Annotated in this window: 29 protein-coding genes and 2 pseudogenes; 19 read left to right on the plus strand and 12 right to left on the minus strand. The window is 38.6% G+C overall.

Annotated features, from left to right (window positions below):
- From WYK_RS25900 to WYK_RS21905, 4 genes are all read left to right on the plus strand, one after another.
- Positions 1-265, plus strand: a 265-nt coding sequence (locus WYK_RS25900; RefSeq protein ID WP_040376550.1) for a hypothetical protein, incomplete at its 5' end; no start/stop codon positions are given.
- Positions 266-267: 2 nt separating this feature from the next.
- Positions 268-435 carry a hypothetical protein gene (locus WYK_RS25055; protein ID WP_161629165.1) on the plus strand — a complete coding sequence of 56 codons (168 nt, stop codon included), beginning with the start codon at positions 268-270 and terminating at the stop codon, positions 433-435.
- A gap of 120 nt (positions 436-555) precedes the next feature.
- A complete protein-coding gene (locus WYK_RS21900; RefSeq protein WP_040376551.1) occupies positions 556-1,119 on the plus strand; it encodes a DUF6434 domain-containing protein in 564 nt (187 codons plus the stop codon).
- A gap of 69 nt (positions 1,120-1,188) precedes the next feature.
- On the plus strand, positions 1,189-1,839 hold the full coding sequence (locus WYK_RS21905; protein ID WP_152526533.1) for a hypothetical protein: 651 nt from the start codon (positions 1,189-1,191) through the stop codon (positions 1,837-1,839).
- Between the two features lie 51 nt (positions 1,840-1,890).
- On the opposite strand, the gene WYK_RS21910 is transcribed toward WYK_RS21905, so the two are convergent.
- Positions 1,891-2,487, minus strand: a complete 597-nt coding sequence (locus WYK_RS21910; RefSeq protein ID WP_051387836.1) for a helix-turn-helix domain-containing protein — start codon at positions 2,485-2,487, stop codon at positions 1,891-1,893.
- A 119-nt stretch (positions 2,488-2,606) separates the two neighbouring features.
- Between WYK_RS21910 and pruA the strand changes: the two genes are divergently transcribed.
- Positions 2,607-4,181: an L-glutamate gamma-semialdehyde dehydrogenase gene (pruA, locus tag WYK_RS21915; RefSeq protein WP_040376553.1), complete on the plus strand. Its 1,575-nt coding sequence runs from the start codon at positions 2,607-2,609 to the stop codon at positions 4,179-4,181.
- Between the two features lie 128 nt (positions 4,182-4,309).
- On the opposite strand, the gene WYK_RS21920 is transcribed toward pruA, so the two are convergent.
- Positions 4,310-5,068, minus strand: coding sequence for an SDR family oxidoreductase (locus WYK_RS21920; RefSeq protein WP_040376554.1), 759 nt, complete (start codon positions 5,066-5,068; stop codon positions 4,310-4,312).
- 378 nt (positions 5,069-5,446) lie between these two features.
- Here WYK_RS21920 and WYK_RS21925 point away from each other — a divergent pair, with 378 nt between their 5' ends.
- The 3 genes from WYK_RS21925 to WYK_RS21935 all read left to right on the plus strand — a co-directional run bounded on the left by WYK_RS21925 (position 5,447) and on the right by WYK_RS21935 (position 6,998).
- The gene (locus WYK_RS21925) at positions 5,447-5,890 is read left to right on the plus strand and encodes a DUF7010 family protein (protein WP_412769723.1); all 444 of its coding nucleotides are present in this window, start codon (positions 5,447-5,449) and stop codon (positions 5,888-5,890) included.
- A 231-nt stretch (positions 5,891-6,121) separates the two neighbouring features.
- Positions 6,122-6,583 carry a LytTR family DNA-binding domain-containing protein gene (locus tag WYK_RS21930; RefSeq protein ID WP_040376555.1) on the plus strand — a complete coding sequence of 154 codons (462 nt, stop codon included), beginning with the start codon at positions 6,122-6,124 and terminating at the stop codon, positions 6,581-6,583.
- Positions 6,573-6,998: a DUF3021 domain-containing protein gene (locus WYK_RS21935; protein ID WP_040376556.1), complete on the plus strand. Its 426-nt coding sequence runs from the start codon at positions 6,573-6,575 to the stop codon at positions 6,996-6,998. The genes WYK_RS21930 and WYK_RS21935 overlap by 11 nt, the downstream gene beginning before the upstream one ends.
- A 273-nt stretch (positions 6,999-7,271) precedes the next feature.
- On the opposite strand, the gene WYK_RS21940 is transcribed toward WYK_RS21935, so the two are convergent.
- Both WYK_RS21940 and WYK_RS21945 read right to left on the minus strand, forming a co-directional pair.
- Entirely contained in the window at positions 7,272-7,829 is a 558-nt protein-coding gene (locus tag WYK_RS21940) for a hypothetical protein (protein WP_040376557.1), read from the minus strand.
- Positions 7,830-7,946: 117 nt separating this feature from the next.
- On the minus strand, positions 7,947-8,261 hold the full coding sequence (locus tag WYK_RS21945; protein WP_407951451.1) for a hypothetical protein: 315 nt from the start codon (positions 8,259-8,261) through the stop codon (positions 7,947-7,949).
- A gap of 165 nt (positions 8,262-8,426) precedes the next feature.
- Here WYK_RS21945 and WYK_RS21950 point away from each other — a divergent pair.
- The 3 genes and pseudogenes from WYK_RS21950 (at position 8,427) to WYK_RS21960 (ending at position 11,425) form a co-directional block, all read left to right on the plus strand.
- Positions 8,427-8,872 (plus strand): annotated as a pseudogene (locus WYK_RS21950) (NUDIX hydrolase).
- Between the two features lie 432 nt (positions 8,873-9,304).
- Complete coding sequence (locus tag WYK_RS21955) at positions 9,305-9,937, plus strand: LysE family transporter (protein WP_040376573.1); 633 nt, start codon at positions 9,305-9,307, stop codon at positions 9,935-9,937.
- 150 nt (positions 9,938-10,087) lie between these two features.
- The gene (locus WYK_RS21960; protein ID WP_040376574.1) at positions 10,088-11,425 is read left to right on the plus strand and encodes an amino acid permease; all 1,338 of its coding nucleotides are present in this window, start codon (positions 10,088-10,090) and stop codon (positions 11,423-11,425) included.
- A gap of 43 nt (positions 11,426-11,468) precedes the next feature.
- Here the strand turns inward: WYK_RS21960 and WYK_RS21965 are convergent, their stop codons facing one another.
- On the minus strand, positions 11,469-12,008 hold the full coding sequence (locus WYK_RS21965) for a GNAT family N-acetyltransferase (RefSeq protein WP_040376558.1): 540 nt from the start codon (positions 12,006-12,008) through the stop codon (positions 11,469-11,471).
- Positions 12,009-12,160: 152 nt separating this feature from the next.
- Between WYK_RS21965 and WYK_RS25905 the strand changes: the two genes are divergently transcribed.
- The gene (locus WYK_RS25905) at positions 12,161-12,700 is read left to right on the plus strand and encodes a helix-turn-helix domain-containing protein (RefSeq protein ID WP_051387837.1); all 540 of its coding nucleotides are present in this window, start codon (positions 12,161-12,163) and stop codon (positions 12,698-12,700) included.
- A 132-nt stretch (positions 12,701-12,832) separates the two neighbouring features.
- Entirely contained in the window at positions 12,833-13,510 is a 678-nt protein-coding gene (locus WYK_RS21975) for a hypothetical protein (RefSeq protein ID WP_040376559.1), read from the plus strand.
- 94 nt (positions 13,511-13,604) lie between these two features.
- Here the strand turns inward: WYK_RS21975 and WYK_RS21980 are convergent, their stop codons facing one another.
- Entirely contained in the window at positions 13,605-14,567 is a 963-nt protein-coding gene (locus WYK_RS21980) for an alpha/beta hydrolase (RefSeq protein ID WP_040376560.1), read from the minus strand.
- Between the two features lie 401 nt (positions 14,568-14,968).
- The gene (locus WYK_RS21985) at positions 14,969-15,949 is read right to left on the minus strand and encodes an NAD(P)H-quinone oxidoreductase (RefSeq protein ID WP_040376561.1); all 981 of its coding nucleotides are present in this window, start codon (positions 15,947-15,949) and stop codon (positions 14,969-14,971) included.
- A gap of 256 nt (positions 15,950-16,205) precedes the next feature.
- On the opposite strand from WYK_RS21985, the gene WYK_RS21990 reads away from it, so the two are divergent.
- Positions 16,206-16,766 carry a superoxide dismutase family protein gene (locus tag WYK_RS21990; RefSeq protein ID WP_051387838.1) on the plus strand — a complete coding sequence of 187 codons (561 nt, stop codon included), beginning with the start codon at positions 16,206-16,208 and terminating at the stop codon, positions 16,764-16,766.
- Positions 16,767-16,794: 28 nt separating this feature from the next.
- Here WYK_RS21990 and WYK_RS21995 read toward each other — a convergent pair whose 3' ends face one another.
- Both WYK_RS21995 and WYK_RS22000 read right to left on the minus strand, forming a co-directional pair.
- Positions 16,795-16,977 carry a hypothetical protein gene (locus WYK_RS21995; RefSeq protein WP_040376563.1) on the minus strand — a complete coding sequence of 61 codons (183 nt, stop codon included), beginning with the start codon at positions 16,975-16,977 and terminating at the stop codon, positions 16,795-16,797.
- A gap of 117 nt (positions 16,978-17,094) precedes the next feature.
- Entirely contained in the window at positions 17,095-20,322 is a 3,228-nt protein-coding gene (locus WYK_RS22000; RefSeq protein WP_040376564.1) for a DEAD/DEAH box helicase, read from the minus strand.
- Between the two features lie 141 nt (positions 20,323-20,463).
- On the opposite strand from WYK_RS22000, the gene WYK_RS22005 reads away from it, so the two are divergent.
- A complete protein-coding gene (locus WYK_RS22005; protein WP_040376565.1) occupies positions 20,464-20,988 on the plus strand; it encodes a GrpB family protein in 525 nt (174 codons plus the stop codon).
- 3 nt (positions 20,989-20,991) lie between these two features.
- On the opposite strand, the gene WYK_RS25240 is transcribed toward WYK_RS22005, so the two are convergent.
- The gene (locus WYK_RS25240) at positions 20,992-21,297 is read right to left on the minus strand and encodes a DUF3784 domain-containing protein (protein WP_040376566.1); all 306 of its coding nucleotides are present in this window, start codon (positions 21,295-21,297) and stop codon (positions 20,992-20,994) included.
- Between the two features lie 82 nt (positions 21,298-21,379).
- On the opposite strand from WYK_RS25240, the pseudogene WYK_RS22015 reads away from it, so the two are divergent.
- Both WYK_RS22015 and WYK_RS22020 read left to right on the plus strand, forming a co-directional pair.
- Positions 21,380-22,158 (plus strand): annotated as a pseudogene (locus WYK_RS22015) (SDR family oxidoreductase).
- Positions 22,159-22,467: 309 nt separating this feature from the next.
- On the plus strand, positions 22,468-23,247 hold the full coding sequence (locus WYK_RS22020) for a formate/nitrite transporter family protein (RefSeq protein WP_040376576.1): 780 nt from the start codon (positions 22,468-22,470) through the stop codon (positions 23,245-23,247).
- A gap of 180 nt (positions 23,248-23,427) precedes the next feature.
- Here WYK_RS22020 and WYK_RS22025 read toward each other — a convergent pair whose 3' ends face one another.
- Both WYK_RS22025 and WYK_RS22030 read right to left on the minus strand, forming a co-directional pair.
- Positions 23,428-24,114, minus strand: a complete 687-nt coding sequence (locus WYK_RS22025; RefSeq protein WP_040376567.1) for an LrgB family protein — start codon at positions 24,112-24,114, stop codon at positions 23,428-23,430.
- A complete protein-coding gene (locus tag WYK_RS22030) occupies positions 24,114-24,488 on the minus strand; it encodes a CidA/LrgA family protein (protein WP_040376568.1) in 375 nt (124 codons plus the stop codon). The genes WYK_RS22025 and WYK_RS22030 overlap by 1 nt, the downstream gene beginning before the upstream one ends.
- 343 nt (positions 24,489-24,831) lie before the next feature.
- Here WYK_RS22030 and WYK_RS22035 point away from each other — a divergent pair, with 343 nt between their 5' ends.
- Together WYK_RS22035 and WYK_RS22040 are read left to right on the plus strand one after the other, a co-directional pair.
- Entirely contained in the window at positions 24,832-25,197 is a 366-nt protein-coding gene (locus WYK_RS22035) for a hypothetical protein (RefSeq protein ID WP_040376569.1), read from the plus strand.
- Positions 25,198-25,233: 36 nt separating this feature from the next.
- Complete coding sequence (locus tag WYK_RS22040) at positions 25,234-26,232, plus strand: 3-oxoacyl-[acyl-carrier-protein] synthase III C-terminal domain-containing protein (protein ID WP_040376570.1); 999 nt, start codon at positions 25,234-25,236, stop codon at positions 26,230-26,232.
- The last annotated feature ends 189 nt before the right edge of the window (positions 26,233-26,421 follow it).

Below are 26,421 nucleotides of genomic sequence, written 5' to 3' on the forward strand. Positions count from 1 at the left end.
ATTAGCCTGTAAGACCGAATCTGACAATACCCATTTACATGTCTTTCAAGCTCAATTAAATAAATATCAAAAGAACTACATTGAATATGAAAATTTGATGGATTCGAGTATAAAATACTTTTTTGAAATTGAGGATTGGAAGAGTGTAAAGTCCATTAGTGATGAATTTGCCAACTATTATGTTGAGCGAAAACAATATAAAAAAGCTTACCAGATTCAAAAAATGGAATTGCATGCTACAAAAAAAATATACAGGGAGTTGTAAATATGAAGAAAAGAGTAATTTTATCAATGGTTGCAACATTAGCTTTATCATTTTCATTGGCTTTGAATGTTCAAGCTAGTGTAGGGAAAATTACAAAATCAGAAAATGTTAATTCAGGATTAATTAGTATTAATATCAGTGGCGAAGGAGAAAATACTCGCCCTCATTAATCATTAACTAAATACTAGAAAACCAGAGATGCAGCTGCATCTCTTTTTCTACGTCCAAAATAGATTTAAAGGAACATTTGTTCTATAATGAAATATATACCAAATAAAGGGGGCGGTTGTTTGCGGCCTATACTTGATCGTAGTATGACAGTTGAGGACTTTCGAAATTATTATTTTCTTAAGACGGAGCTGCAGCAGTTTTGCCGGGAGCAGGGATTGAGTCCTGCTGGTTCGAAGGGCGAGTTAGCCGAGCGGGTCGCAATTTTTCTTGAAACGGGTGAGAGAAGAAAGCCGGCTGTGAAAAAGGTGAGAACGGTTAAACATGAGGTGCTTAGTTTGGACACGGTTATTTCGGAAGGGCATCGCTGCAGCCAAGATGTGCGGGCTTTTTTTTCGTCTGTCATCCCTGGATTTCATTTTTCAACGAATATACAGACCTATTTTAAAGGGAATGTTGGTAAAAGCTATCGTGATGTAGTGGAGGCTTGGTATCAGGAGGTCGAACGGAAGAAGGACAAATCCTATCAAAAAGAGATTCCTCCTCAGTTTGAGTATAATACGTTTATCCGAGATTTTTTTGCTGATCACAGAAATACGGGCAAAACGCAAAAGGACGCGATTGAAGCTTGGAAGAAAATTAAGCGGCTTCCAGGAAGTAATCGGTATTTTAAGCAATCTGACTGATTCGTATTTTAGGATGATCTAACATTTTTTCTATAAGCGAGTTTGCTATACTAGGAAATATACTGAATTGTGGAGGGTTTTACCATCAAGCAGAATATTATGTTGTATACGATTGCGATTTTTATCGGGGGAGCTTATGGCTATTTTGGTTATCCATTTTGGATGTTCCTGTTAACGGTGATTCCATTTGCTTTGTTATTCCTATTTATTAAGCTGTATCCTGTCTTCTTTACTGAAAATATGAATCAGGTGGAAGCGTATTTACTTGCGAATAAGAAAAAGCCGATTTATGCGTTTTACTATGCGTTAGCAAATAGACGTAATGAGGAGGTAGAGGTTTCCTTTACCCTTACGATATCAAAAGTAAAATCTGTGCCTGGAAAAGCTCAGTTGCAGACCATCTATCATCTTTATAAAGGAAATCCCGAGAAAGCTAGGGAGTATTTACCTGAATTGAAGCCAATGGACGTGAAGCATTATTATGATGCGATGCTTTCGATTGAGGAAGGCCAATTAAGTACAGCTCGCTTCCTAAAGGAGCGGATAAAAAAACAATGGTATAAAGACGCCATTGAAGCGGAGATTAACCTTAAGGAAGGCAATTACTTAGAAGCCTATAAATTTTCGGAGCTTGCGGTATCGAATACAAAAGGACTGCAGCGATACATACTCGTTAAAAATTATGAGCAGGAAAAACTTAAGGAATTATTCACGCGATAAATCATACATAGTTTATGAAGACCGACAGTTTGGAATGTCGGTCTTTGTTATTTACTCAAAAGAGTGTGAACGGACATAGACCATTTTTACGACATCATCTGTTCGGTTATACCAATTGTGAGGTTTAGAAGATTCGACATGAAAACTGTCTCCTGGAGTAAGGTCGACTTCTTCCTCTTCATACATGACGGTTAGTACACCGGATAGTACGTAGATAAATTCTTGGCCATTATGGGTGAAGGTATGTACCTGCTCTTGATTAGGAAGTACGGTTACGAGCATTGGTTCAAAGTCGGGATTTGGTATGTCTCCCGCTAAACTTTGATAGCTAAACCTAGATTGTTGAAAATCAACCTGATCGTTTGGCTTCTTTCTTCGGATTACACTTTTGGGTTGGTCATGGTCATTGAAAAAATAAGTAGGACTGACATTTAGTGACTCAGCAATTTTAGTCAATGATTCAATGGTGACAGAAGATTTTAACCGCTCTACTTGCGAAAGGAAACTTATCGAAAGACCCGTTTTCTCGGCAATTTGTTTGAGGGTTTTTTTTGTTCGCGGCGGAGACGTTTTAACGATTCTCCTATTTGATGGGCCATACGTATTCCCCTTTGTCTTTTGTGAAAATAATGTAATTAGTAGCAACATTTGTTTATAAAACTATTGACTGATTTTTCTTAATCATCCATAATATATCATTAACAAGGGAAAAATTAAAGTGACACTTCAATTTTAGACAAAAAACAGTTTAGTAGGGAGAGGTTATCATGACTACAACAGCTAAAAAACTTTCAGAATTTAAGAATGAGCCATTCACAAATTTTTCTACGAATGAAAATAAACAGGCAATGGAACATGCGTTAGCGAAGGTTTCAAAGGAACTTGGACGTGAAATTCCTTTATACATAGGCAGTGAGAAGATTTCGACTGATGAAAAAATCATCTCGATTAATCCAGGTAATATTGATCAAATCATCGGTAAGGTCAGCAAGGGAACTAGTAAAATTGTTGATTCAGCCATGAACGTGGCATTAGAAGCCTTTGAAAGCTGGAAGCAAGTACCAGCTGCCGAGCGTGCAGACTATTTGGTTAGGGCAGCCGCTTTGCTGAGAGAGCGCAAACATGAATTCTCTAGCCTATTAGTTTTAGAAACAGGGAAGAACTGGGCCGAGGCTGATGCTGATACGGCTGAAGCGATTGATTTCTTTGAGTTTTATGCGAGAGAGATGATTCGTCTTAGTGAAACAAGTATTCTTCGCCCGCTTACAAAAATTGAAGGGGAAAATAATCAAATGACGTATATTCCTCTTGGGGTAGGCGTAATTATTTCTCCTTTCAACTTCCCGCTGGCCATTATGGCAGGTACAACGGTAGCGGCAATTGTGTCTGGAAATACGGTGATCCTTAAGCCAGCTGATACAGCACCAGTCATTGCGGCGAAGTTCGTCGAGCTGATGAAAGAAGTAGGGCTTCCTGATGGAGTACTAAACTATGTGCCAGGGGATGGAATTGAGGTAGGTGAATACCTGGTTGAACATCCTAAAACACGGTTTATCTCATTCACGGGCTCTCGTGCAGTTGGCTGTCGAATTTATGAACGGGCTTCAAAAGTACAGCCAGGTCAGATTTGGCTGAAGCGAGTCATTGCTGAAATGGGTGGAAAAGACGGAGTGGTTGTGGATGAAACGGCCGATATAGATGCTGCAGCAAAAGCAATTGTCGCATCAGCTTTTGGTTACCAAGGCCAAAAATGTTCAGCGGGATCACGCGCTATCATCGTTGAATCTGTGTATGATCAGGTGGTTGAAAAAGTAACCTCATTGGTGAGTCAATTAGAGGTAGGTGCTCCAGCTGAGAATTATCCTGTTGGACCGGTTATCGATCAGAAGTCTTTCGACAAAGTGATGAGCTATATCGAAATCGGCAAGTCAGAAGGCAGATTGCTTAATGGTGGAAATAAAACAGATGGCAATGGATATTATATTCAACCAACTGTTTTTGCGGATGTTGATCCTAAAGCGCGTATTATGCAAGAAGAGATTTTTGGACCTGTTTTAGCGCTTGCTAAGGCAAAGGATTGGCAGGAAGCCATTGCGATCTATAATGACACAGATTACGGTCTGACGGGTGCCTATTTCTCTTCAAGCGAAGAACGAATTTCGTTTGCTCTTGATCATATGCACTGTGGCAATTTATACATTAATAAAAAGTGTACAGGTGCATTAGTCGGTGCGCAGCCGTTTGGCGGGTTCAATATGTCGGGTACAGATTCAAAAGCAGGCGGATACGATTATCTCTTGTTATTTACACAAGGAAAATTAACGTCAAGAGTAAGTAAATAAAGGTTATTTCCTAGAGGCCGGATGCAGTGAACTTAGTTCTGCATCCGGTCTTTATGTTGTAAAAAGAAATGAAAAATAGAAAAAAACTACCCGTTGTGTTTATCGGGAGTTTTAAGTAAAAGCTACTATTAATACCCTGTCCAGCCAGCATCAGCTGTGATGGTCGTGGCATTGACAAAGCTTGCATCATCACTGGCAAGGAATAAAGCGACTTTGGCAATTTCAATCGATTCACCGGACCGCGGGTTACCGGCAGCGCCGCTCATTGCCTTTTGCATGCCGAACTCGTTTGGTTCACTCATGGTGGTTCCAATGTTCGTATTTACACCACCTGGAGCAATGGCATTACAACGAATACCGTTACCAGCGTATTGGAAGCCTACATTTTTGGTGAAGCCGATGACTGCATGTTTCGAAGCCGTGTATGCTGCACCCGCTCTTGAACCATACAGCCCGCCGACAGACGCAATATTGATGATGATCCCTTGTTCTATAGCGAGAAAAATAGAGAGTGCTTTTCTTGTTGTTCGCATAACAGATGTCGTATTTACCGCGAAAATCCGTTCCCAATGCTCATCTGTAAGTTCAGCAGCAGGAATGAAGTTGTCCATAATTCCAGCATTGTTGACAAGAATGTCCAGTGTCCCGAACTTTTCAACAGCCAAGTCAATCATGTTTTGAACATCTTCTTCTTTAGCTACATTAGACATAACAGCAATGGCTTTTCCACCTTCCTTTTCAATTCCTGCAGCAACTAATTCCACTGCCTCTGTATTAATATCTGAAAGGATGACGCTGGCACCTTCTTGAGCATAAAGTCTAGCAATCTCTTTTCCCATTCCTGATGCAGCACCTGTAACTATGGCAACTTTGCCTTCTAATTTCATGCTATTTCCTCCTTGTTACTATTTTTACTTATATTTACATTTAGTATAAACGTATCTTTGATTGGGTACAAATGATAGGCAGGTAAAATAGTGAATATCTGTCTGGAGTGTGTCGAGAATATGTATAACTAGTTTATAAAATGGTAAATATGTATAAACATATTATGATAGATATGTAGTTTTCTTCTTGGTTCTATATTTGATACATATTAAAAAACGAAAGTGACACTGAATTCGCCTGCAACAATGGACGATTTTGCGCCATTTTCTAAAGGAGTCTTAAATGGATACTAAGCTAAACCACTTACAAAAGGATGTTATACGAACCGCAAAAAAAGGGTTTCCGCTTGTACTATCTGGAGCCTTTATTTTTTCATTATTGCTCTTTTTCCATTCTTTTTTTCAATGAAGATCGTTGGCGTTATTTGGATTCTTGCGCTGATTACTATCTTTCCATTAGGAGTAGCCGTTGGCAGATGTATGAAGATCAATGTGTTAGTTATTGAGAATCCGATTGGGATATTAGCCGCAGTAGTTGCAGCTCCGCAGGCTTTTTTTATCCCCGTTTTTATTCTTGTTTATCTCCAAATTCCTGAGTACTTACCATTTACGATTGGTTTATTAACAGGTTCTCACTTTTTTCCTTATGTGTGGATTTATAAAAGTAAGACTTATGGATTTATAGCCTTCGCTACGAGTGTTACTTCATTCATCTTAGGAGTGTTCGCCGTCGATCAAGCGTTTTTCGTCGTCCCTTTAACGATTTCCATCGTGTTTAGCATCGGTGCATTTTGTATCATTAGAGAGCTTAGGAATGAATGAATGCTTTAAACAGGGACCTTTAGTAAGGAGCTCCCTGTTTTTTTATGTAACATCTACGATCCTGGTAAGAATAAATGGTAAAATTAAGCAAAATATTGAAGGCTTTATACATAGGACGTATTTCATTCCGTGTTTACAACAGTTGACTCCCGTTCTTCTGCCTGTCATCCATTTATTGTTACAAGAGGAAGAAAATTCGCAATAATATATATAGAACAGGGGGGACCAATCGTGAAAGTGAATATTGATTTACATGATCAATACGATGAGTTGACGATTACCATTCAGGCTAAAGAAATGACTCCAGAGTTGTCAGAAATCATTCGGAAATTACAAATTCAATCGTCAAAGCGCCTCGTTGGAGTAGAGGAAGACAAGACCATTCTCCTAAGTCCGAGTGAGGTAGATTATGTATTTGCTGAAAAACGCAAGGTGTATGGTGTCAGTGGTCAGCGGAAAATTGAAATGAAGTTGAAGCTTTTCGAGCTGGAGGAACTGTTAGCCCCCCAGCGGTTTATGCGGTTTTCAAAATCAGTTATCGGGAATCTTGACCAAATTGATCATTTTGAATTGACCTTCAACGGCATCCTTTGTGTACATTTTAAATCAGGCACAAAGGAATACGTCTCACGCAGTTATGTCGCTGAGCTGAAGAAAAAATTAATTCTCGGAGGTGGAGAGGATGGGAAGTAAGCTTCTAAAGCGGGCTTGGGCGGGTCTTGGTTATTCGATGGTAGTCGTATTTATCATACTCACTGTGATTGTCGTAATTAGGGCGGAAGTTAGTGTACAGGAAATTTGGCTAAGTGTAGTAGGCACCATGGTAATCAGTTTGTATTTCTGTATGGCTTCGTTAATTTTTGAATATGACAACTGGAGTCCGCTGAAACAGTTAAGTGTTCACTTTTCCTTATCAGTCCTTGTTTATTTTCCCATGGCGATGTATATTGGCTGGCTTCCAGCCGGGCTATGGCCTTTTGCAGCTGCTTTTGTTTGTTTCATCATTACGTATACGATTTTTTGGTTGAGCTTTCGGGCGTATTTTAAAAAACAAGAAGAAGAACTAAATCAAACAATTGGAAAAAGGGAAGAGAGAGGCGAAAACTAACGGAAGGGATATAGCGCTTTTAAAAGAGGTCTCCCTTTGGAGTTAGTGATCAAAGGGGGAATGGAATAACTGAGGAAAGGATATCGAAGTTAAGGAGAAACAGAAAAATAATGAAAAGAATTGGAACCAATAATACAAGAATACAGTCTATAATAGAAACGGATATAACTTTAGCTAATTCTCTCTTTACCTCTTTTTCCAAAAAGAACACCTCCCTAATCAGTCGATTAAAGATGATAAATGCTCTCGGCATATACCCTGCTTACTCAATAGCTAATAATAATAAATGTAGTTCGTCCTCAAGCGAAGTACCACTATTTTTTTTGTTATTTCAAATGGTTTTTTATAAAGGTACGCATATTTCAGGGCAAGAAAACCATCAATTGGAAATGTGTAGTTTTGCCATTCTTGTCGATAACCTAAAATGCCTCGTTGTTTAATAACTCGATCCAATTCTTTTATTACACATAAAACAAAATCATCAAATTTGCATGTAGTTTTCAATATTATTTTAGGTAAATTGGTATTAACTTTTCTATCTACGGTAAAGTTTTGTTTTTCGGTGATGATAATTTCTAGATCCTCGAAATCTCGTTTGAATTCCCAATTTAATAAATATGGGCCGGTTTGCCAATGAATACCACCATTTATTTTGTGAAAGGCACCTTCTTTCCAACTCAATTTGCATAATGGATGTTTCGAAGCAAGATATGAAACAAAATCCCCAAGGGCATCGGAATGAAAAGAAGGGTGGAACTCAAACTTTTTATGATTAATCTCGAAAACACAGGTTGCACTACCACTTCTAATATCTATAAATGAAAAATTCAAAATAGCTCACCCCAATAAGTTTATAATGTTTCACTGCTATTATGTGTGATGTTGTATCACAAAAAATGAAATACCCCGTAAGATTCTTACGGGACCTCCAAGAATATGCTTTGTCTATTATGGAGCAAAATCAGATATACCAGTGATGATTAAAAAGAAAAATAATAACCAATCAATAAAAAGTGATGCTGATAAAACTAACGAGATAATCGGGATTATGTTTCTCTCGGATTTCTTACTGATACCTATGAGGGAAGTTATAATACCTAAAGCTGTAAGGGCAAATGTAATATAGTCTCCACCTGCCATACCAATATTTGCTAGACGTGTGGGCGTTACAAATACAATAAAAAAACAAACAATCCCTATTACAATAGAAATGTAACTAATTGCCCCATGTTTCTTATGTTGATTGACACCTGCGATTGCCAAATACTAGACCTCCTTTCAATCAAACTATATTGCGGTTATTCTTGCTAAATCGAAGAAAATTACTGACTATTAATAACCTTATTTTAACATATATGTAAAATTAATAGAATACATTGGTTTATTCTATGTCATAGTTGTAGAGAGAATTTAAAGGGGGATTGTGTAATGTTCGTGGTAAATGTAGAAGGTGCTATTCACCGAAACGGGAAATGGCTTTTAATCTTGAGAAATGAAAAGGAAGAACACGCTGGAGGTACTCTTTCTCTAATTGGTGGAAAATGCGAATTTGAAGGGTTTTCATCTGATATTTTAGAAAGAACGTTAATACGAGAAATTTTCGAGGAAGTGGGATGCGAGGTTACAATTCTTAAGTATGTAAATAGTTCTTCCTTTGTACTGATTCTGGGATGAATGTTATTGATATTGTTTTTCTTTGTCTTCATAAGTCAGGAGAGCCTTATGCTAGAAGCAAAGATGAAGTGGATGATATAAGTTGGATGACTACTTCAGACATACTTGCTAATACAGAGCTGCCTGGTTATTTAAAGGGAAATATTAAATTAGCAGATACATTACTATCAAAATCAGATCTTAGAGAAAATAAAATTTAACATAAAAATAGCAACTATTCATCATTCAACTTATCGGTATAACAGAGGAGGAAGCGAAATACTCCTTGAAGATTTAGTGGTTATCACTAACTGTTCTTCCTTTAAAATTGATTTGATAAATTATACCAATGTTAATAATTCGAATTATTTATCGGAGGTGCAGAGTAATGTTTGAAGCATTAGGAAATTTCTTTGGTGCAATAGCGACTGCTTTAATGGGAAAAAGAAGAAAAAAAAACTAAAAGTAAATTATAGTTGAACTGTTTTTTTATAATCTAGTTTCAATTTAAATATAGGAAAGAGAAGGTACACGGAATCAAAACCAATTTACACTCTGAGGACTAGTTCTACCTCTTTCTTCAGCTGCATATACTTCATTAGTTTCTTCATCTTTGGACAAGCCGATGAAATTGGATGAATGGAGTGGTACTCCTGAGTGTAAATATACTATTTAGTTATTTTGTGTTAGGGATCACGCTTGCGGCTCCGATTGGTCCAGTCAATTCTGCGAGATTGGACAAGGGTCTTAAAAACGGGTTTTGGCATGCTTGGATTGTTGGTTTAGGGGCAATGATAGCAGATGCTATTTTTATGATGATGGTCTATGTCGGATTAGTCAAATTTTTAGATATTCCTATTGTACAGACGTTTTTATGGCTATTTGGAGGATTTGTCTTGCTTTATTCAGGTATCGAAGGGATGTTCGCCGCTAAGAAATTGACCATTGATTATCGAAGCAGTCCTGACTCAATGTTAAAGTGCTTTATGGTTGGCTTTATTATGTCAATAACGAGTCCGCTTTCTATTTTATTTTGGCTTGGAATATACGGATCCGTATTAGCAAAAACAGCGGTAACTTATGGAACCAGTTCATTACTCGTATATACCTCAATGATTTTTATCGGCCTTACATGCTGGGATATTTTTGTGGCATCATTGACTACCGTTTTTAGAAGATTTCTTAATGATGCAAGTATAAAAGCTATCTCCATTATATCCGGGCTCTCACTAGTCGGATTTGGTGTGTACTTTGGTTATCAGGGGATAACGGCTTTATTAGGTTAGCCATACCTTATTCTGTCATTCCGTTTTCTTTTACATAATTCATGGTGGTTTTATTCACACTAAGAATGATGTATGGGAGGGGGATTTACAGTGACGAAGGCACACAGTCCAGACACCAAAGGTTCCAATCCAACGGATGAATCTGGCAGCATGCAGTGGTGGCAGCTGTCCTTAATTGGTGTCGGCTGCACAATCGGAACAGGTTATTTTCTTGGATCTACGATTGGGATAAAAACAACAGGGCCATCCATAATCTTTTCGTTTATTTTAGCTTCATTAGGTACATATATTGTTTACCGACTGCTTGCCAAAATGACAGCAGCAGATCCACACGAAGGATCGTTTTGCTATTATGCAAATAAAGCATTTGGGCGTTGGGCTGGATTTAGTGCAGGTTGGAATTATTGGTCATCCAATATATTAATAATGGGAAGTCAATTGACGGCGCTTTCCATCTTATCTCAGTTTTGGTTTCCTAAGATTCCGCTATGGATTTTTGCCTCTGGTTTCGCTATTATTTCGATTATTGTCGTGTTGTTTGGGACTAAAGGGTTTGACAGGGTGGAAAATGTTCTGGCTGTAATAAAGACAGCAGCTATCGTTATGTTTATTATTCTTGCGATTTGTGGAATATTCGGTTGGTTTGGACTTAAGGGGGGTGAGCCGCCATCATTCCCTAATACATATAAAGAATTATTCCCAAAAGGACTAAAGGGATTTTGGACCTCGTTGATTTATGCCTTTTATGCATTTGGCGGGATAGAGGTCATTGGTCTGATGGCTATGCGTCTTAAAAAGAAAGAAGACGCACCAAAAGCAGGAACTATCATGCTTCTATGTTTAACTATTATCTATGTGATTTCCTTGGGTTTAGCGGTAACAATGGTGTCATTAGATGCCTTTAGTGAAAAGGAAAGTCCCTTTGTAACGGCGATGGATAGTTATCATCTAGGGTTCTTTCCACATGTATTTAATGGAGCCATCATAATTGCCGGTTTTTCAACCATGACCGCATCTTTATTTGGTGTTACGAATTTATTAGTAACCATAGCGGATGACGGAAATGCACCGCTTTTCTTTGCAAACAAAATAAAAAATTTTAAAGATTTGCCTTTGCCAGCACTTGGTCTTGCGACACTTGGACTAATTGGTTCGATTATTACAGCTTTATTGCTTCCAGGGAAAATTTATGAATACATTACGACTGCTGCAGGATTGTTAATTTTGTACAATTGGGCCTTTATTGTAATTTCTGCATTTAAAATCCTTAAATTAAAAATAATGAATAAGCTAACAGGTTGGATTGGTTTATTGTTAATTGCGGCCGCAGTAACAGGTACATTGCTTGAGAGAGAAATAAGGCCTGGATTCTTTATCAGCTTATTATTTGTTGTACTTATTGGACTTGCAGCCATTTTCATGAAGAAAAGAGTCTGGAATAAAGAAAAGTCTCTCTCTGATCGAGCACGCAGGTCGAATCTTGATTAATGGTATGACATCCTCCTTACCCTTGGAGGATGCTTTTTCGCTTTCATTTCCATTCATCCTTGAGCAATCCATAAATAATCCGATCGTGATAGTTACTGTTCACCTTTTCATAATTGCGAATACTGCCTTCTTTAGTAAAGCCTAAACGTTCAGGTATGGCCCTGCTTGTTACGTTTTCGCTTGCCACATTGATTTCAACCTTTCTAAGATCTAATTTTTTAAATGAATGGTTGATGAATACCTTGGCTGCTTGTGTAGCTAACCCCTTTCCTAAATATTCGTCTCCGAGCCAATAGCCTATCTCGGTCTTTCTTGCTCCCCAGTCAATATATAAGAAGCCGATGGAGCCTGCCAATTGTCCTTTATACCAAATGCCAGCCCAGTATCCATTATTATCAGATAATCGTCTCAAAGATTTTTCTATAAATGCAAGGGAATCCTCAACACTATTTGTTTTGTTCGGAAAAGTAAGCCATTTGCTTATATGGTCACGACTGCTATCAATCAGTTGAAACAATTCTTGTGCGTGTCTTGGTTCTAAAATGGCCAGATATAGGTCTTTATCGATCTCCACTTTATACATGCCCTGCCTCCTTTTATGGTAAATATAGGGTATCATACGTTATACCTAATGGATAGCAAGTCATAGTAAAAAAATAATCATTTTTATTAGCACGGACGTGCGCACATATGATATGTTATGTGTGTGAACAATTATAGAAATGAGGTTTTAGTATGTTAAGTACGAAAGAGATAAGTGAAATGTTACGTGTTTCAGAAGAAACCGTTCGCCGGTGGATTCGAAATGGTGAACTTGAGGCTACACAAGACGGAAAAAGCTATCAAATAGATAAAGATTGGCTGGAAGAGTTTATTCAAAAAAAATCAGTCATTCCAGGCACCTCGTTAGCGAAAATGCAGAGCCTAATCGAAGGGATTATCGGAAATCCTAAGACTAAGGATGCGGCAGCAGACTTCTTTAGTAAAAGCATAACTAAATTTATGCAAGGCGGAGATATTTTCTCTGATCTTAAACCAGAACCAGAATATAAAGCTGAACCAAAGGCTGAGCCAAAACCAGAACCTGAGTTTAAAGCTGAACCAAAGCCTCATTCAAAGCCAGAACCAACGCTTGAAAAAGAGGATATTGAGGGGAAAATCGAATCATTAAACAGACTTAAAAAGAAACTGGAGCTTGAGTATCAAATCAAACTTCTTGACCTTGAAGGCGAAATTGCCGTCTACGAAAGAAAACTCCGGAACACAAATAAATAAGAAAACCAATAGAAAAGAGGGGGGATATTTCCCTCTCTTTTTTTGATATGTCAAGACAGGGTGTGTTAAAATAAGGAATGATTTATTGGCCGGATTGAATCTAAAAATTTGTTTTGTTAGGGTGTTGAATCGATGAAGAAAAGATTGGGGTGTCTTCACGCCCATTATTCAAATATAAATTACATAGAAAAGGCACTTTCTTCTTACGATATTGATTTAGTTCATTTTGTTGATCCTGCACTCATGTATCGTGTAACCTCAGATAAATCTTTTAAAAAAAGAGAAGCTCAGTATAAAGTCAGAGAGCAGCTAGAATGGATTTCTAAGAGTAAAGTCGATGCCATTCTCATTACATGTACCAATTATATAACGTTATTACAAGGGGAACAGTTGAGCATCTCTGTACCGATTATTAATATTGACGAACCCTATTTCAATGAAATTTGTAAGATAACAGAACCTCAAATCCTTTTATTTACGAATCCGCTTACGGTAGAAGGAACAATGAATCGTTTGCATAAATACGCAGACACTCGTGGACTGACTTTAGACACAGAGGTTTTTGTGATTAACGATATCTTTGAACTGATGATGCAAGGGAAAAAGAATGTCTATGATGAGGAAGTCACAACTTTCATTACTCAACTAATGAAAGAAAATCCGAAAACTGTCTCAGTCGCTCAACTGTCCATGGTTGATGCGGCCATGAAAGTAGAACGAGAGCTGTCAAAGACACTCGTGAATCCATTAAATACGTTAGTGGACGTTCTGGTTAAACAACTTGAATTAGTACGAACTAAAGAGAAATAACAAAAACAAGCCTCGATAAGTTGATTCGCGGCTTGTTTTTGTAGTCAATTTTAAGATCCAGAGCTAAACGTATCTCTTTTCTGCAAAATGGGGCTTAAACTTCTATCTTGAGGGAGCGTTTAAACCCGTTTTTAACAGCCAGTATGTATTCGTCTTTAGCACGAATAGATAGCTCAGCATCGGGATTTATTCCTTCAAACCCGTGATAGGCACCTGGATATAAATGAAATTCAACATCAACACCAGCTTCTGCAAGTTTGGTTACATAGGTTAAAGTTTCACTGCGGAACGGGTCTAATTGTCCGACACACGTATACGTATAGGGTAAATGACTATAAACTGTTTCACGAGCAGGAGCTGCATAGGAAGGAATGGCATCCGTTCCATATAAATCACCTAAATACATTCTCCAGCCTGCATCATTTGATTTTTGATTCCAGACAAATCCCTCTTTAATTTCATTTGTTGAAGGGGTAGTATTGCGATCATCAATCATTGGATAGAGCGGCATTTGGAAACAAAGTGAAGGATAGTTTCGATCACGGGCTAATAAAGTTAATGCTGCGGTTAGTCCACCGCCAGCACTCGCGCCAGCCACACCAATTCGAGTCGAATCAATTTGTAAAGAATCTGCCGAGTCAGCAATCCACTTCAATGCTGCATAACAATCCTCAATGGGTGCGGGATACGGATGCTCGGGAGCTAAGCGATACTCTACAGAAACAACGACGCACTCAGCTTCTTTTGCAAAATTCATACACAATTCGTCATCTTCATCGATCGATCCTAAGATATAGCCGCCGCCATGAATCCATAACAGGACAGGCAAGGTTTCACTACTGTATTTCGGCCGGTAAATTCGTAAAGGCAACGGTTGATTATCAGGACCGTTAATGATTTCATCGGTTAAAGAAAGAGCATCATCTACAACAGCAGGCGGCCTCGTTTGAGCTGAATTTTTTCTGATAAATGGTAAATTCTCGGGACGTAAAACGAGATCTTGAAACAGCTCCAAATTAGCTGCTAACTCTGGGTTAACTCGTTTTTCATTTTCAATGCTCCTTTGTAAAAATGAAGTATACAGATCGACTAATAATTAAATTATAATGTGGCAAGTTTGTGATAGTCAATTAAATGTCCGAAAATTTAGCCTACTTAATAAGTGTATTAACTAACTGAAAAGCAAGAAAGACTGGCTATAAAGTTTTAGGAGTGAAAAGGCAGTTGTTGTTAAATTATGAATAGAAAATCAAGCTAGTTAAGCAGCATATGTACTGTGCAAAATGGCGGGAAAAGTGTGCAAAATAGACAATTTTCTGTGCATTTGGAGCTGAATGATGTGCAGAACCCGGTAATTTATGTGCAATTCAGGCCATTTATTGTGCAGATGGACTTTCTGGAGCGAAACAGTTATTACAACTAAAAGGCGGTCGAGGGTTTCTCGACCGCCTGTCAAATTTATAAGCTTACATCAATAATAATCTTTCCGATGTTCTTATTTGCTTCCATTTGTTTATGTGCAGATTGGATATCGGTCAAAGGGAAGACGGAGTCTACAATGGCTTTGACTTTTTTCTGTGCAAATAATGGCATGGCGTTCTGAACAAATTCTTCGGTCAGTTCTTTTTTGTATTCGTCACTTCTAGGTGTTAGGAGAGTTCCTTTTAGGTGGATTCGTTTTAATAAGAGCTGCATGATGTTTACTTTTTCTACTTCTGTACCGCCTAATATGCCAATAAGCACCCAGCGTCCATCCGTTTTGATACTTTTCAGGTTTTTCTCCCAGTATGAGGCACCGATAAAATCAAGTATTACATCAACTCCTTGATTATTGGTTGCGTTCAACACTTCCTCATCGAAGTCCTGTTCTTTATAATTAATCGTTATGTCTGCACCGAGTGAACGACAGAATGCTAGTTTTTCTTCTGATCCCGCTGTCACAATAATTTTTGCCTTGGTCATTTGCTTAGCTAATTGAATAGCTGCACTTCCCACACCGCTTCCGCCGGCATGAATGAGGACCGTATCATCATCTTTTAATTGGCCTAACCAAAATAGGGTTTGATAAGCCGTTAAAAAGACTTCTGGAATCGCTGCCGCTTCTTCAAAAGAAAGGGTATCCGGAACGACGATTGCTCGGTCAGCAGGCATCGTCACATATTCTGCGTATCCGCCGCCGTTAACGAGTCCCATAACACGGGTACCAGCTGTAAGGGTGACTCCTGGGGCTGCCTCCACCACTTCGCCTGATACTTCAATGCCTAAAATAGGGTTGCTCATATATCCTGCTTTTCCTTCGCGTGAAAGAATATCTGTACGATTAATCGCTGCTGCTTTAACGTGTATTAAGATTTCTCCAGGTTGGAGCTTTGGTTTTTCGAAATCCTGTATCTGGAGCTGTTCAGCACTCCCTGGTTGGTTAACAATGACTGCCTTCATCTTCCACACTCCTTATTGAGCACTTCTTAATATGGAACAAATTTTACGCTCAAAAAAATCATTCTGCAACTAATTGAATTGAACGTATAGGTAGAAATATGGATGTCATACAGTGCTGCGGCTTGGTACTTAAGGCACTTTTCTCTGAAAGCATGTTTGGTTTTGAATAATTATGTGAACAATTAGAATATAAATACATAAGGAAAGAAGGGCCAAAGATGAAACGTTTATTTTTTTACCGGTCTCGTTAGGGATTATGCTGACGTTGGCTGGATGCGGGAGCAGCGAAGATACAGAAGATAACAAAGTGGTAGAGGATTCAGAAGAAACAAGCAGTCAACCAACTACTGAGAGTGAAAATGCAGTTGAGAAGATTACTGTCAATTTGAAAAATACCGAAGGTGACGAAGTTGGAGAAGTAAATTTGGAAGAAACCGATAGAGGTGTCCGTATTCTGTTAGAGGCTGCCAATTTACCAAAGGGAACACATGGGATTCACATTCATGAGACAGGGGCATGCGAAAAACCCGATTTTGAATCTGCAGGCGGGCATTTTAATCCGAAAAATGCGAGCCATGGAACGGAACATGAAAAAGGGGCACATGCAGGAGATTTACCTAATATTGAGGTAGCGGAAGACGGAACAATCAAAGAGGAACTGCTAGCTAAAGGTGTTACGTTGAAAATGGATCAAGAAAATACGTTGTTTGATTCAGATGGATCCGCACTTGTGATTCATGAAAAAGCGGATGATAATAAATCACAGCCTTCAGGTGATTCAGGCGATCGAATTGCTTGTGGTGAAATCGGGAAATAAGAAAAAAGGCAGCGGTCAAACGTTGCCTTTAGTTGTTATCAGCGTTGCGAATAACTTGAATTAATTCGTCAAGTTTCTGATTACGTTCTTTGTCTAATTTGGTTTTTCGATTCATGAAAAGGATCATCATAATGACAAAATAAATGCTAAAACCGATTATAAATAAATACAGTAAAATGGGAATGAGTAAAAAACCACTTGTTGAATCCATGAATGCTTAGCCTCCAAATGTTTATGATTTACCACTATTATACATGTATTACCTATTTTGGAGGGATTTATTAAATAGAAATAGCTGTCGAATGTTCGACAGCTATTTCTCATTTATTTACTTAATACTCAAGATTTCTCGTATGTCCTGTTCGGTTAGGGTGGAGGCAGGTTCTTTGCCTGGCTGAATGATTTCATCAATCATGTTTTTCTTTCGTTCCTGTAGTTCGTATATTTTCTCTTCGATGGTTCCATGAGCTACGAGCTTAATGACTTGAACGACATTCTTTTGTCCCATCCGATGTGCTCGGTCTGCCGCTTGCTGCTCAACTGCGGGATTCCACCATAAATCATAGAGAATAACAGTGTCTGCTCCAGTTAAATTAAGACCCGTCCCGCCTGCTTTTAGTGAAATTAAAAAGATGTCCTGCTCGCCGTCGTTAAAACGGGCACACAGCTCAACACGTTCGGCTGCGGGTGTCTGCCCATCCAGGTAGAAATAAGGAATGTCTTGGCGGCCTAAAGAACGGCCAATAATGTCAAGCATTTTGGTGAACTGTGAAAATATGAGAACCCGTCTGCCTAAGCGCTGACATTCATCAATGATTTCCAGCAGTTGTTCAAATTTAGACGAGCTTCCTTGATAGCCTTCCACGAACAACGCCGGATGACAGCATAGCTGACGAAGACGGGTTAATCCAGCAAGAATTCTGATTTTATTTTGTCCGAAATTGTCTTTATCTAGATGTTTTAAAGTTTCTTGTTTTAACTTGGCTAGATAAGCGGCATAGAGCTTCTTCTGATCAGGAAGCAGTCCAACCGTTTGAATGGTCTCGATTTTCTCAGGCAATTCATTCAATACATCCGTTTTCAAACGGCGTAGTATGAACGGGCGGATACGCTTCGCTATTTTTTTCCGAGGCAGGTGAAGAAAGTCTTCTAGATTCGGTAAATAATTAGGGAAAACAACATCAAATAGGGACCAAAGTTCCTCAAGCGAATTCTCCACAGGTGTTCCAGTCAAGGCAAAAATGTAGTCAGCTTTTAATTTTTTGACCGCTTTTGCCGTCTGTGTGGTCGGATTTTTGAAAGTTTGTGCTTCGTCTAAAAATAAACTATGGAATGTTCGTCGACTATACTCGGCCAAATCACTCCGCAACAACGGATAGGATGTAATGATGACATCGACTTCGGTTGCTTCACGAAGCAATTGTCTGCGCTCCGCTTGATCTCCATCCACAATGACTGCCTCAATCTCGGGGGCAAATTTAGTCAGCTCATTTAACCAATTATAGGTCAGTGATGACGGAGTAACGACTAGTATCGGTAGTTTGTGTTTTCTTAGTTCTAGGAGAACAGAAACCATATAAGCAATACTTTGCAACGTCTTACCGAGCCCCATATCATCCGCAAGAATTCCGCCAAACCGATAATGCGCAAGCGTCTTTAACCACTGAAAGCCCTGCTTTTGATAGCCGCGAAGGATAGGTTCAAGGCTTTTAGGCAGGTCGAAGGTTAACTGACTTGGATTTTTCATGGTTTCAACCAGTTCACGGAAAGAATCTCCGATGCTGACAGATTGATTATCTTCTAATGAATCCAGAAGCTGGAACCCGCGTACCAGCGGCAGGCGAAATTCTTTTGCCAAATCTTCTTCAGCTAGGTCTAATTCTTTCATTAACCGTTTAATCTCTGCTAATTCTGTACTTTCGAGCGTCATTAGCGATCCATTAGGCAAGCGGTAAAATTTATGTTTGGCTTCAAGTGAAACAAGCAGATTGCGGATTTCAGATTCAGGGATACCTTCTAAATCGAAGCGAAACACGAGCCAATCAGTTCGATTATCTGCATCGACTCGAATCCGAGGACGAGGAGAACTCCTGTGAATTCGGGCTTTTACGGAAGTACTTGCATATAGTTCGACTAAATCCTTCATCTGGGGCACGACATGATAAAGAAAATGATATTCCAGCTCTTCGTTATGCATGAAGTAACCGCCTTCTGTTTTAGCGAACGAACTGTCATCCATAATTTGCAGGATTTTTGCCTCTGTTTCATTATCTCGTATAAGGATGGAACCGGATTTTCGTTCATGGTTTTCTTCTTCCAATGGGTTAATGACAAGCTGTCCATAGTGGAACTCTAAACCTGCCAATAAATTATTATTAACCCGATCTAAATATAGTTTAGCTTTCAATGACTTTTTGACAAGTTGTCCCGTCACAGCCTCTGAAATATGAACCGTACCAAGTTTTCGTAAACCAGGAATGACTTTTGCCAGATAATGCTCCATTTGTGATTCATGAATTTGAAATTGATGTTTTCCTGTGCGGTCAAGGGTTTGTTTTAACCCGCCGACCGTTAGACAGTCTTCAGCAGAAAGCTTAAGAATCTTATTTTCAGAAAGAACATACCCGTAAGCTTCCATTACCGTGATGTTCGTTAAACCGAGAACGCTTAACTGAAAACCACTGGAAGGCGATTCATCGAATTCAAAATATAACCCTGTTTTTTCAAAGACAGGGAAAATTTCTTCGATTGTGTGACCGTTATGTTCAATCTTTGCGAATGGAGAGCCGGTCAGCAGTGGGAGCATGTTTTCCCATGAAGCAGGAGGAACAAGGAGTAGTCTTTTCCCTGTAACATCGATACTAAAGCGACGGTCAAGATAATCTTGTTCGTTATGATGGATGAGTATTAGCTGTTGCAGAATTATCCCGATCTCTTTAGGGATAAAGTGTTCCTCAGGATCATAGCTAAAGGCAGGTGAAAAGAAAAAGCGTTCTTTTCGTTCTATTTTTTCAAGGAACTCTCTAAGATTTTGGACAATGAGTTTTCGCTTAAGTCCTGCTTTGATTTCAACACCAAACAGGTATTTCCCATCATCAATCGGATAAGGCTTAAAGATTAACTCAACGTCTAACGGCTGTCTTGAATCAAAGGGAGTCTCGATTGTTTTAAGTTTTAACTGTTTTTTAGTAAAGAGGCCGAGTATTTCGTTTGTGAGCTGCAGGTCAACTTGAGAAATCGTTTCCTCATCAGTAGTCTGTGTGATCGTTGATTCAAGCGACCGATGATGCTGCTGAACATACAGCATGACAGCAGCAATATGTTGGCAATACTTCGTAAATGAGCCGAGTGTCGGACAGGAACAGTGGGCATAGACATCCTGACTTTCATCCGATTTAAGGATGACGTGAAAGTCGCCCTTTACAGCGGCTTCACAAACGCTAGAATCGTAATGATCAATTACAACCTGCTCCGCTTTCAGGTAGGATTCTCCTCTGCGATAAGCAGTAACTCCGCACATCTCCTTTATTGATGTTTTAGTCAAATGAAAACTCATTGCCGTGTTCACGCCTTTCAAAAATAATTATGTAAGTAAGTATAGGTAATCGACGTACTTACCTTATCAGCATCAGACCATTTTAACAACAAGGATATTAATGTTTTACGTTGAAATAGTATATAGAAGGAGTGGAGATGGGTGCATAAGCTTGGTCTAAAGAAAAATGAAATCAAATTAGTTCCATATACAGAAGAATATCATTGTGAATTTTGTACCGTAAAAGATGAAATTCTTCGTACCGTTCCTATTGAGGAAAATCGAATTGAACACATAGGAAGTACCGCAATCAAAGGAATTGTTTCGAAACCGGTTTTAGATCTTGTGATGGGCATTGACCGCCTGCAAAGTATTGATCCAGAAATAGTAGCAGGTCTCAAGAAAAGTGGTTTTTTGAGGTTGAAGGTAGAACGACCGGAGGAAATCATATTCGCTAAGTTTACGGATGATACCTATCAAGAAAAAACACACTTTCTTCATCTTGTAGAATATAATCAGCAGCTTTGGCATGATTTAGTATTCTTTAGAGATCACCTAAATGCAAATCCAGGTGAAAGGGAGGCCTATCAACGGCTAAAAAAAGATTCCATACGTTTAACTGGGATTGATGAATATACGGCCTCCAAGGAGTCCTTTGTTAAAAGGATTTATAGTAAGCGAAAATGAAGTTTACTGACTTAGTTGATCAGCGAGAATCACAATAAAAACGGCTGCCAAATGAATCATGGCCACCACTAAGAAAGCCGTTCCGTCTAAACGAGGGATAAGCTGAAAAATGATTGGAAACAAGACCGTTTCAATCCCGAATAAAACGATAACCAAACCAATTCGTGACGCTAACCTCTTTTCATTTTTTGCATGGAAAAGCTGATTATGACCTGCAATAAACGATGTTTTCTCTTTTTTCCGTACATATAGACCCACTAGAATAATCAAGATTCCCGCTATTGATACGAGTAACGACGGTATAAACATGTTTCACCTCGATTGAACGAATTAATTTAGTTTACCATCAATGGTAAAAAAAGTAATGAAACAACTTAGATGAGGAGAGTTCTTGAAATCTTTACAAGGCAAAATCGCGGTTGTAACAGGTGCAAGTCGGGAAGAGGGAATTGGCTCAGCAATTTGTTTATCGCTGGCAGCAGCGGGAGCCGATATTTTTTTACTCATTATTGTGCTTTTGATCAAACCGAAGGAAATGGTGCAGAACCTGAGTGGCCTGCTATTTTATGTGAGAAAATCAAACGGTTAGGGGTTCGTTCCGAGCATATGGAAGCAGATTTATCTGACTCCTTTATACCGATAGCTATTCTGGATCAGGTGCAAAAAACATTGGGTACACCGTCAATTTTAATAAATAATGCAACCTACGAATTACGAGCTGATTTTCGTTCATTAAATGCTGAAATTTTGGATAAACATTATAAAGTGAATAACAGTGGAACCATTACGCTCAGTATGGAGTTTGCTAAACGCTTTGAACAAGACTATCCTGGTCAAAAAAATGGCCGGATTGTCTTTCTAGTTTCTGGTGGCCCAGATCCGGAGAATTTGGCTTATATTGCGACAAAAGGCCTGTTAATTGTAATTACTGAACCATTAGCGGTTGCCCTGGCTCCAATCGGAATCACAGTCAATGCACTGAACCCTGGACCAACTGATTCTGGTTGGATGAGTGAGGAGCTTAAGAAGCAGTTTCTTCCGATGTTTCCAATGGGGCGAATAGGAAACCCTAAAGACGCTGCAAATGTTATAACATTTTTAGCAAGTGATGAGTCGGGCTGGTTGACTGGTCAGCACCTTAAATCTGATGGCGGTTTTTTAGGTAAATAAATAAGGACGATCGATTGTAGAAAGGGCTTGATGAAAATCATGCTTTTTTTGTAGTTTAAATTCTGCTTATAGGTTGAAAGTTGTGGATTATTTATGAATTGTTTACAAAATAAGTATGTTCGTATAAGATTAATTAGGTCAACTTTTATTTCTAATGGATAACTAACTATAATGGTCATACTTAATAGAACAGATTACTAATTGCTTTTATTTGTTCGCTATCTTGTAACTTATTCGTCAAATATAGACAAAAATAAATGATAAGATTTACGTATGAACTTATTTCACAAAGAAAGTTGGTTTATCTATATGGAAATAGAAACGCTGAAACATGTGGAAGAGAAAGCGATACATAAATCAGAACTATTTGACATTAGTCCACTTCGTTATATTCTAAGATCCATGCTCGCAAGTATGTTTATCGGATTTGGAGTGATTGTAGCTTTTAAAACAGGAAGCTTTTTCTATAATGAACACTCACCGCTGGCTTATCCAATGGCAGCTATTACTTTTGGTTCTGCTATTATACTTATCGCTTATGCTGGAGGAGACCTATTTACTGGAAATACCTTTTATTATACCTATACAGCTTTGAGGAAAAAACTATCTTGGATGAAAGTTTTGAAATTATTAGCCACAACCTTTACAGGAAATGTAATAGGAGCTTGCTGTTTTGCTGCCCTCATATATTTAACAGGATTGTATGATGAAACTTCCGTAAATACCTTTCTTTTAAGTGTGGTTGAACACAAGATGAATACATCTACCATGGAACTCTTTTTCCGTGCTATTTTGTGTAACTGGCTCGTTTGTTTAGCCTTCTTTGTACCAATGACGCTTAAAGGTGACGGAGCTAAAATGTTTTCCATGATTCTCTTTGTTTTTTGCTTCTTTATTTCAGGTTATGAACACAGCATTGCCAATATGTGCACATTCGCGATTGCTCTCGTCTTGGACCATGGACCGGCTATTTCATTCTCAGGTTTAATGCATAATCTAATTCCTGTGATAATTGGCAACATCATTGGCGGATCTGTCTTTATGGGATGGATGTATTATTATGTAAATAAACCATATTTGAAAGAGTAACGGATGTAAAGCAGGCAGCCTATAGGCTGCCTGCTTTGATCCAAGAAAACTAGTAATATGCCATTACTGGCGAGCTTCCTTGAATTAAGGTACCTGGAAGTCGTATCGTGACCGTGTCTCGATGATAAGATAACTTTAAAAAACAGGCTGTCGAAGACGACAGCCTGTTTAAGTGTATGGTTAAAAGAATAATGGAATTAGACTTCCTACGATGGCACCGATGATGGCTGTTAACGCCATGGATACGGAACTCATTGAGAAACTTAGTTCTCCGTATTCGGAAGCTTTTGATGTGCCAAGTGCGTGTGAGGCGCTGCCAAGGGCAATTCCTTTGCCAATCGAACTTTTGATATGAAAGAGTTTTAAGAGGATCGGTCCAAATATCGCCCCGATCAGTCCGGCAATCAAAACAAAAACGACTGTAATTGCCGGGATTCCTCCCAATTCTGAGGATACCTCCATGGCTACAGGCGCCGTAATCGATTTAGGCATCATAGAAAGGATCATGACTTTGTTCAAGCCGAAAAGGAAAGATAGTAAAGCACCGCTTGCCATCCCGGTGAAGGCTCCAATGCCTACTCCAGCCATAATCGGTTTGATATTTTTTCGTAAAATCTGCCGTTGATTATAAAGTGGATATGCAAGCGCTACAACGGCTGGTCCTAATAAAGAATTAATCCACTTTCCTCCGATCAGGTACGTGTCATACGAGACATGGAAACTAATGAGCAGGAGAATGAGGACAATCCCTGTTGTCATCATTGGTACCAGGAAGGGAGAAGGGAAGTAGTTGTATAAGTAATTCATGCCAAGATAGATGAGTATAGTCATAGAAATGATAAAAAGTGCGATAAGAATTTGGGTCATTACTTCTCCTCCTGTCTTCTTTTTGATTTGTTTTCGGAATATTGACTGGCACGGCCAGCAGCCCCGATGGTGATAATCGTACTTATGACTACAACGATGAGCAATAAGAATCCTTTGTTAGAAAGCAATTCTGGATAGTTGATGACTCCTATTAATGTAGGGATGAAAAGAAACGGCAGGAATGCCAGCAAGAATCCAGCTCCTTGATTAATCCATTTCACAGAGAAAACATTTGCACATAAAGCAAGGAAAAGCAGAATCAACCCGATGATACTCCCTGGAAGGGGAATGTGAAGGTAAGTATGAAGCAATCCTCCTATAAAAGAAAAAGCAAATAAAATAGCAATTTGCGCCAAAATACGTAGTATGTTCATCACAGTAGGATATCCAATTACGGAATATCGTCGCCTCCAAACTTAGTAGTAAATTTCAATAACATCTATTATACGCCTATTTTTTTATTTACTATAGGTGCGATGCTTGGAAAAATTGCAAGAACTTGATAAGAGCCATCTAGTAAGGGTGCAAACGTCCTGTAATAAAATGATCCTAGTTCTTCTTTAGTGAAGAGCTTTTTTTGATGTTCTAGGTAATTATTCTTAAATAAAAATAAAAAATGCCGATATTAACTAAGTATTTAGTTGGAATTATACTGAAAATTATATCGAGTAGGTCATTAGAACTTCAAAATTAATTTAACTAGAGGAGTAATCAGCAATGACGTTGTTTCAAACGGATCATAAGAACAAAGCATTTATTATTACCATTGCCGGCTTTGCAGGAGCAGAAGGAGCGGCTTTATTTGTTGAAGGCTTAAAAAAGGAAGTCTCCAAAATTGATGTAAAAGCGTTTACCTTGATTGCGGATGGAACGAATATGAAAACATTCAAACCCGAAATCCTGCCAATCCTTGAAAAAAGTTATCAATTGTATATGAGTTTGGGATTCAAAAAAGTGTTAGTTGTGAGTCCTGCTAGTGTTACACCTCGTTTGCAGATTAAACGAGTAGCTAAAAATGTTCATTTTTCAGGAGAATTTATCGGAAATCTCCGTGATGCCCTTACTGAATCGGCAGAAGCTTGAGTTTAGAAAACAACATGATACATAAGGAGAAAAGATATGACAACAGGAATTATCTTAAAAGAAGTGGCTGTTTATCATCCTAGTAAAATCGTAAACAACGATTATTATCTAAATCATTTCCATGAGCAAGGAAAGAATATTGAAGGTCTGCTCGAGGCATTGGGCCGAGAAAATAGATACATAGCTGATTATGAAAAAGAAAATACCTTAACGATGGCAATCGAAGCATCTAAAAAGGTTTTAAAAAAGGCCAATTTAACTGGTAGTGAGATAGATAGTATTATTTTTGTATCAAGCACGCCAGAATTTTTTGCTCCTCCTAGTGCTATTGCCATTCATCATGCGATAGAAGGCAAGCCAGATGCAGTCGTAAGCGATATGAATGCTGCTTGTGTTGGCATGATTGTTGCTGTAGAGCAAGCCAGTCGTACGATGATTGGTAACCCTCATCTTCAGCGAACATTAATTGTCGCCTCTGAGCAGCTTCACCGTTACGCAAGTAAAGAAGAAGCTGTTACATTTGCTAGTTTTGGTGATGGTGCATGCGCAGTGATATTAGAAAAAGAAGAAAATAAGAGTCGTGGATTTATTGACTCTGCGTATAAAATTGATACCAATTCTATTGATAAAATCGTCCTGCCGGCATGCGGTGTTTCAAAATTAGCAGACGTAACGATGACGGCTTATGATAAGCGGGTCAAATGGGAAAATGTCAATAATGACAAGGCTTTTCTTTCAACGGTAGAACTAATTGAAAAACTCTTAATCCGTAACAATCTTACGACGGCGGATATACAGGCATTCTGTTTTTCACAGCTTTCTAGGAAAAATATCTATAAAATTCAAGAAGCATTTAACGAAGATATCATCAAATTTCCAATAGTAGGAACAGAATATGGCTATACTGGCTCAGCAAGTCCCTTTATGGCTTTCGAACGAGTAGTCAGTTCAGGTCAGTTGAATAAAGGCGATTACGTCATTTTTTGGTCAGTAGGCGCGGGTTCAGCGGCTTCTGCGATGTTGTTTAGGTATTAATAAGGAATCATTTATAGATGGAGTTGGGGACATGGAGAAGAAAATAAGTCGTTTAAAGTCAGGTGTCGCTAAAGTTGTTACACCACATGTGCTAATCGGAATAGTTGTTATCGCTTGTTTATTTATTGAAAATCAATATTTACAAAGAGGATTAGCGGTAATCGGAATCCTAGCCATGATGGGCATAAG

The organism is Peribacillus psychrosaccharolyticus ATCC 23296 (assembly GCF_000305495.1).
Lineage (GTDB): Bacteria > Bacillota > Bacilli > Bacillales > DSM-1321 > Peribacillus > Peribacillus psychrosaccharolyticus.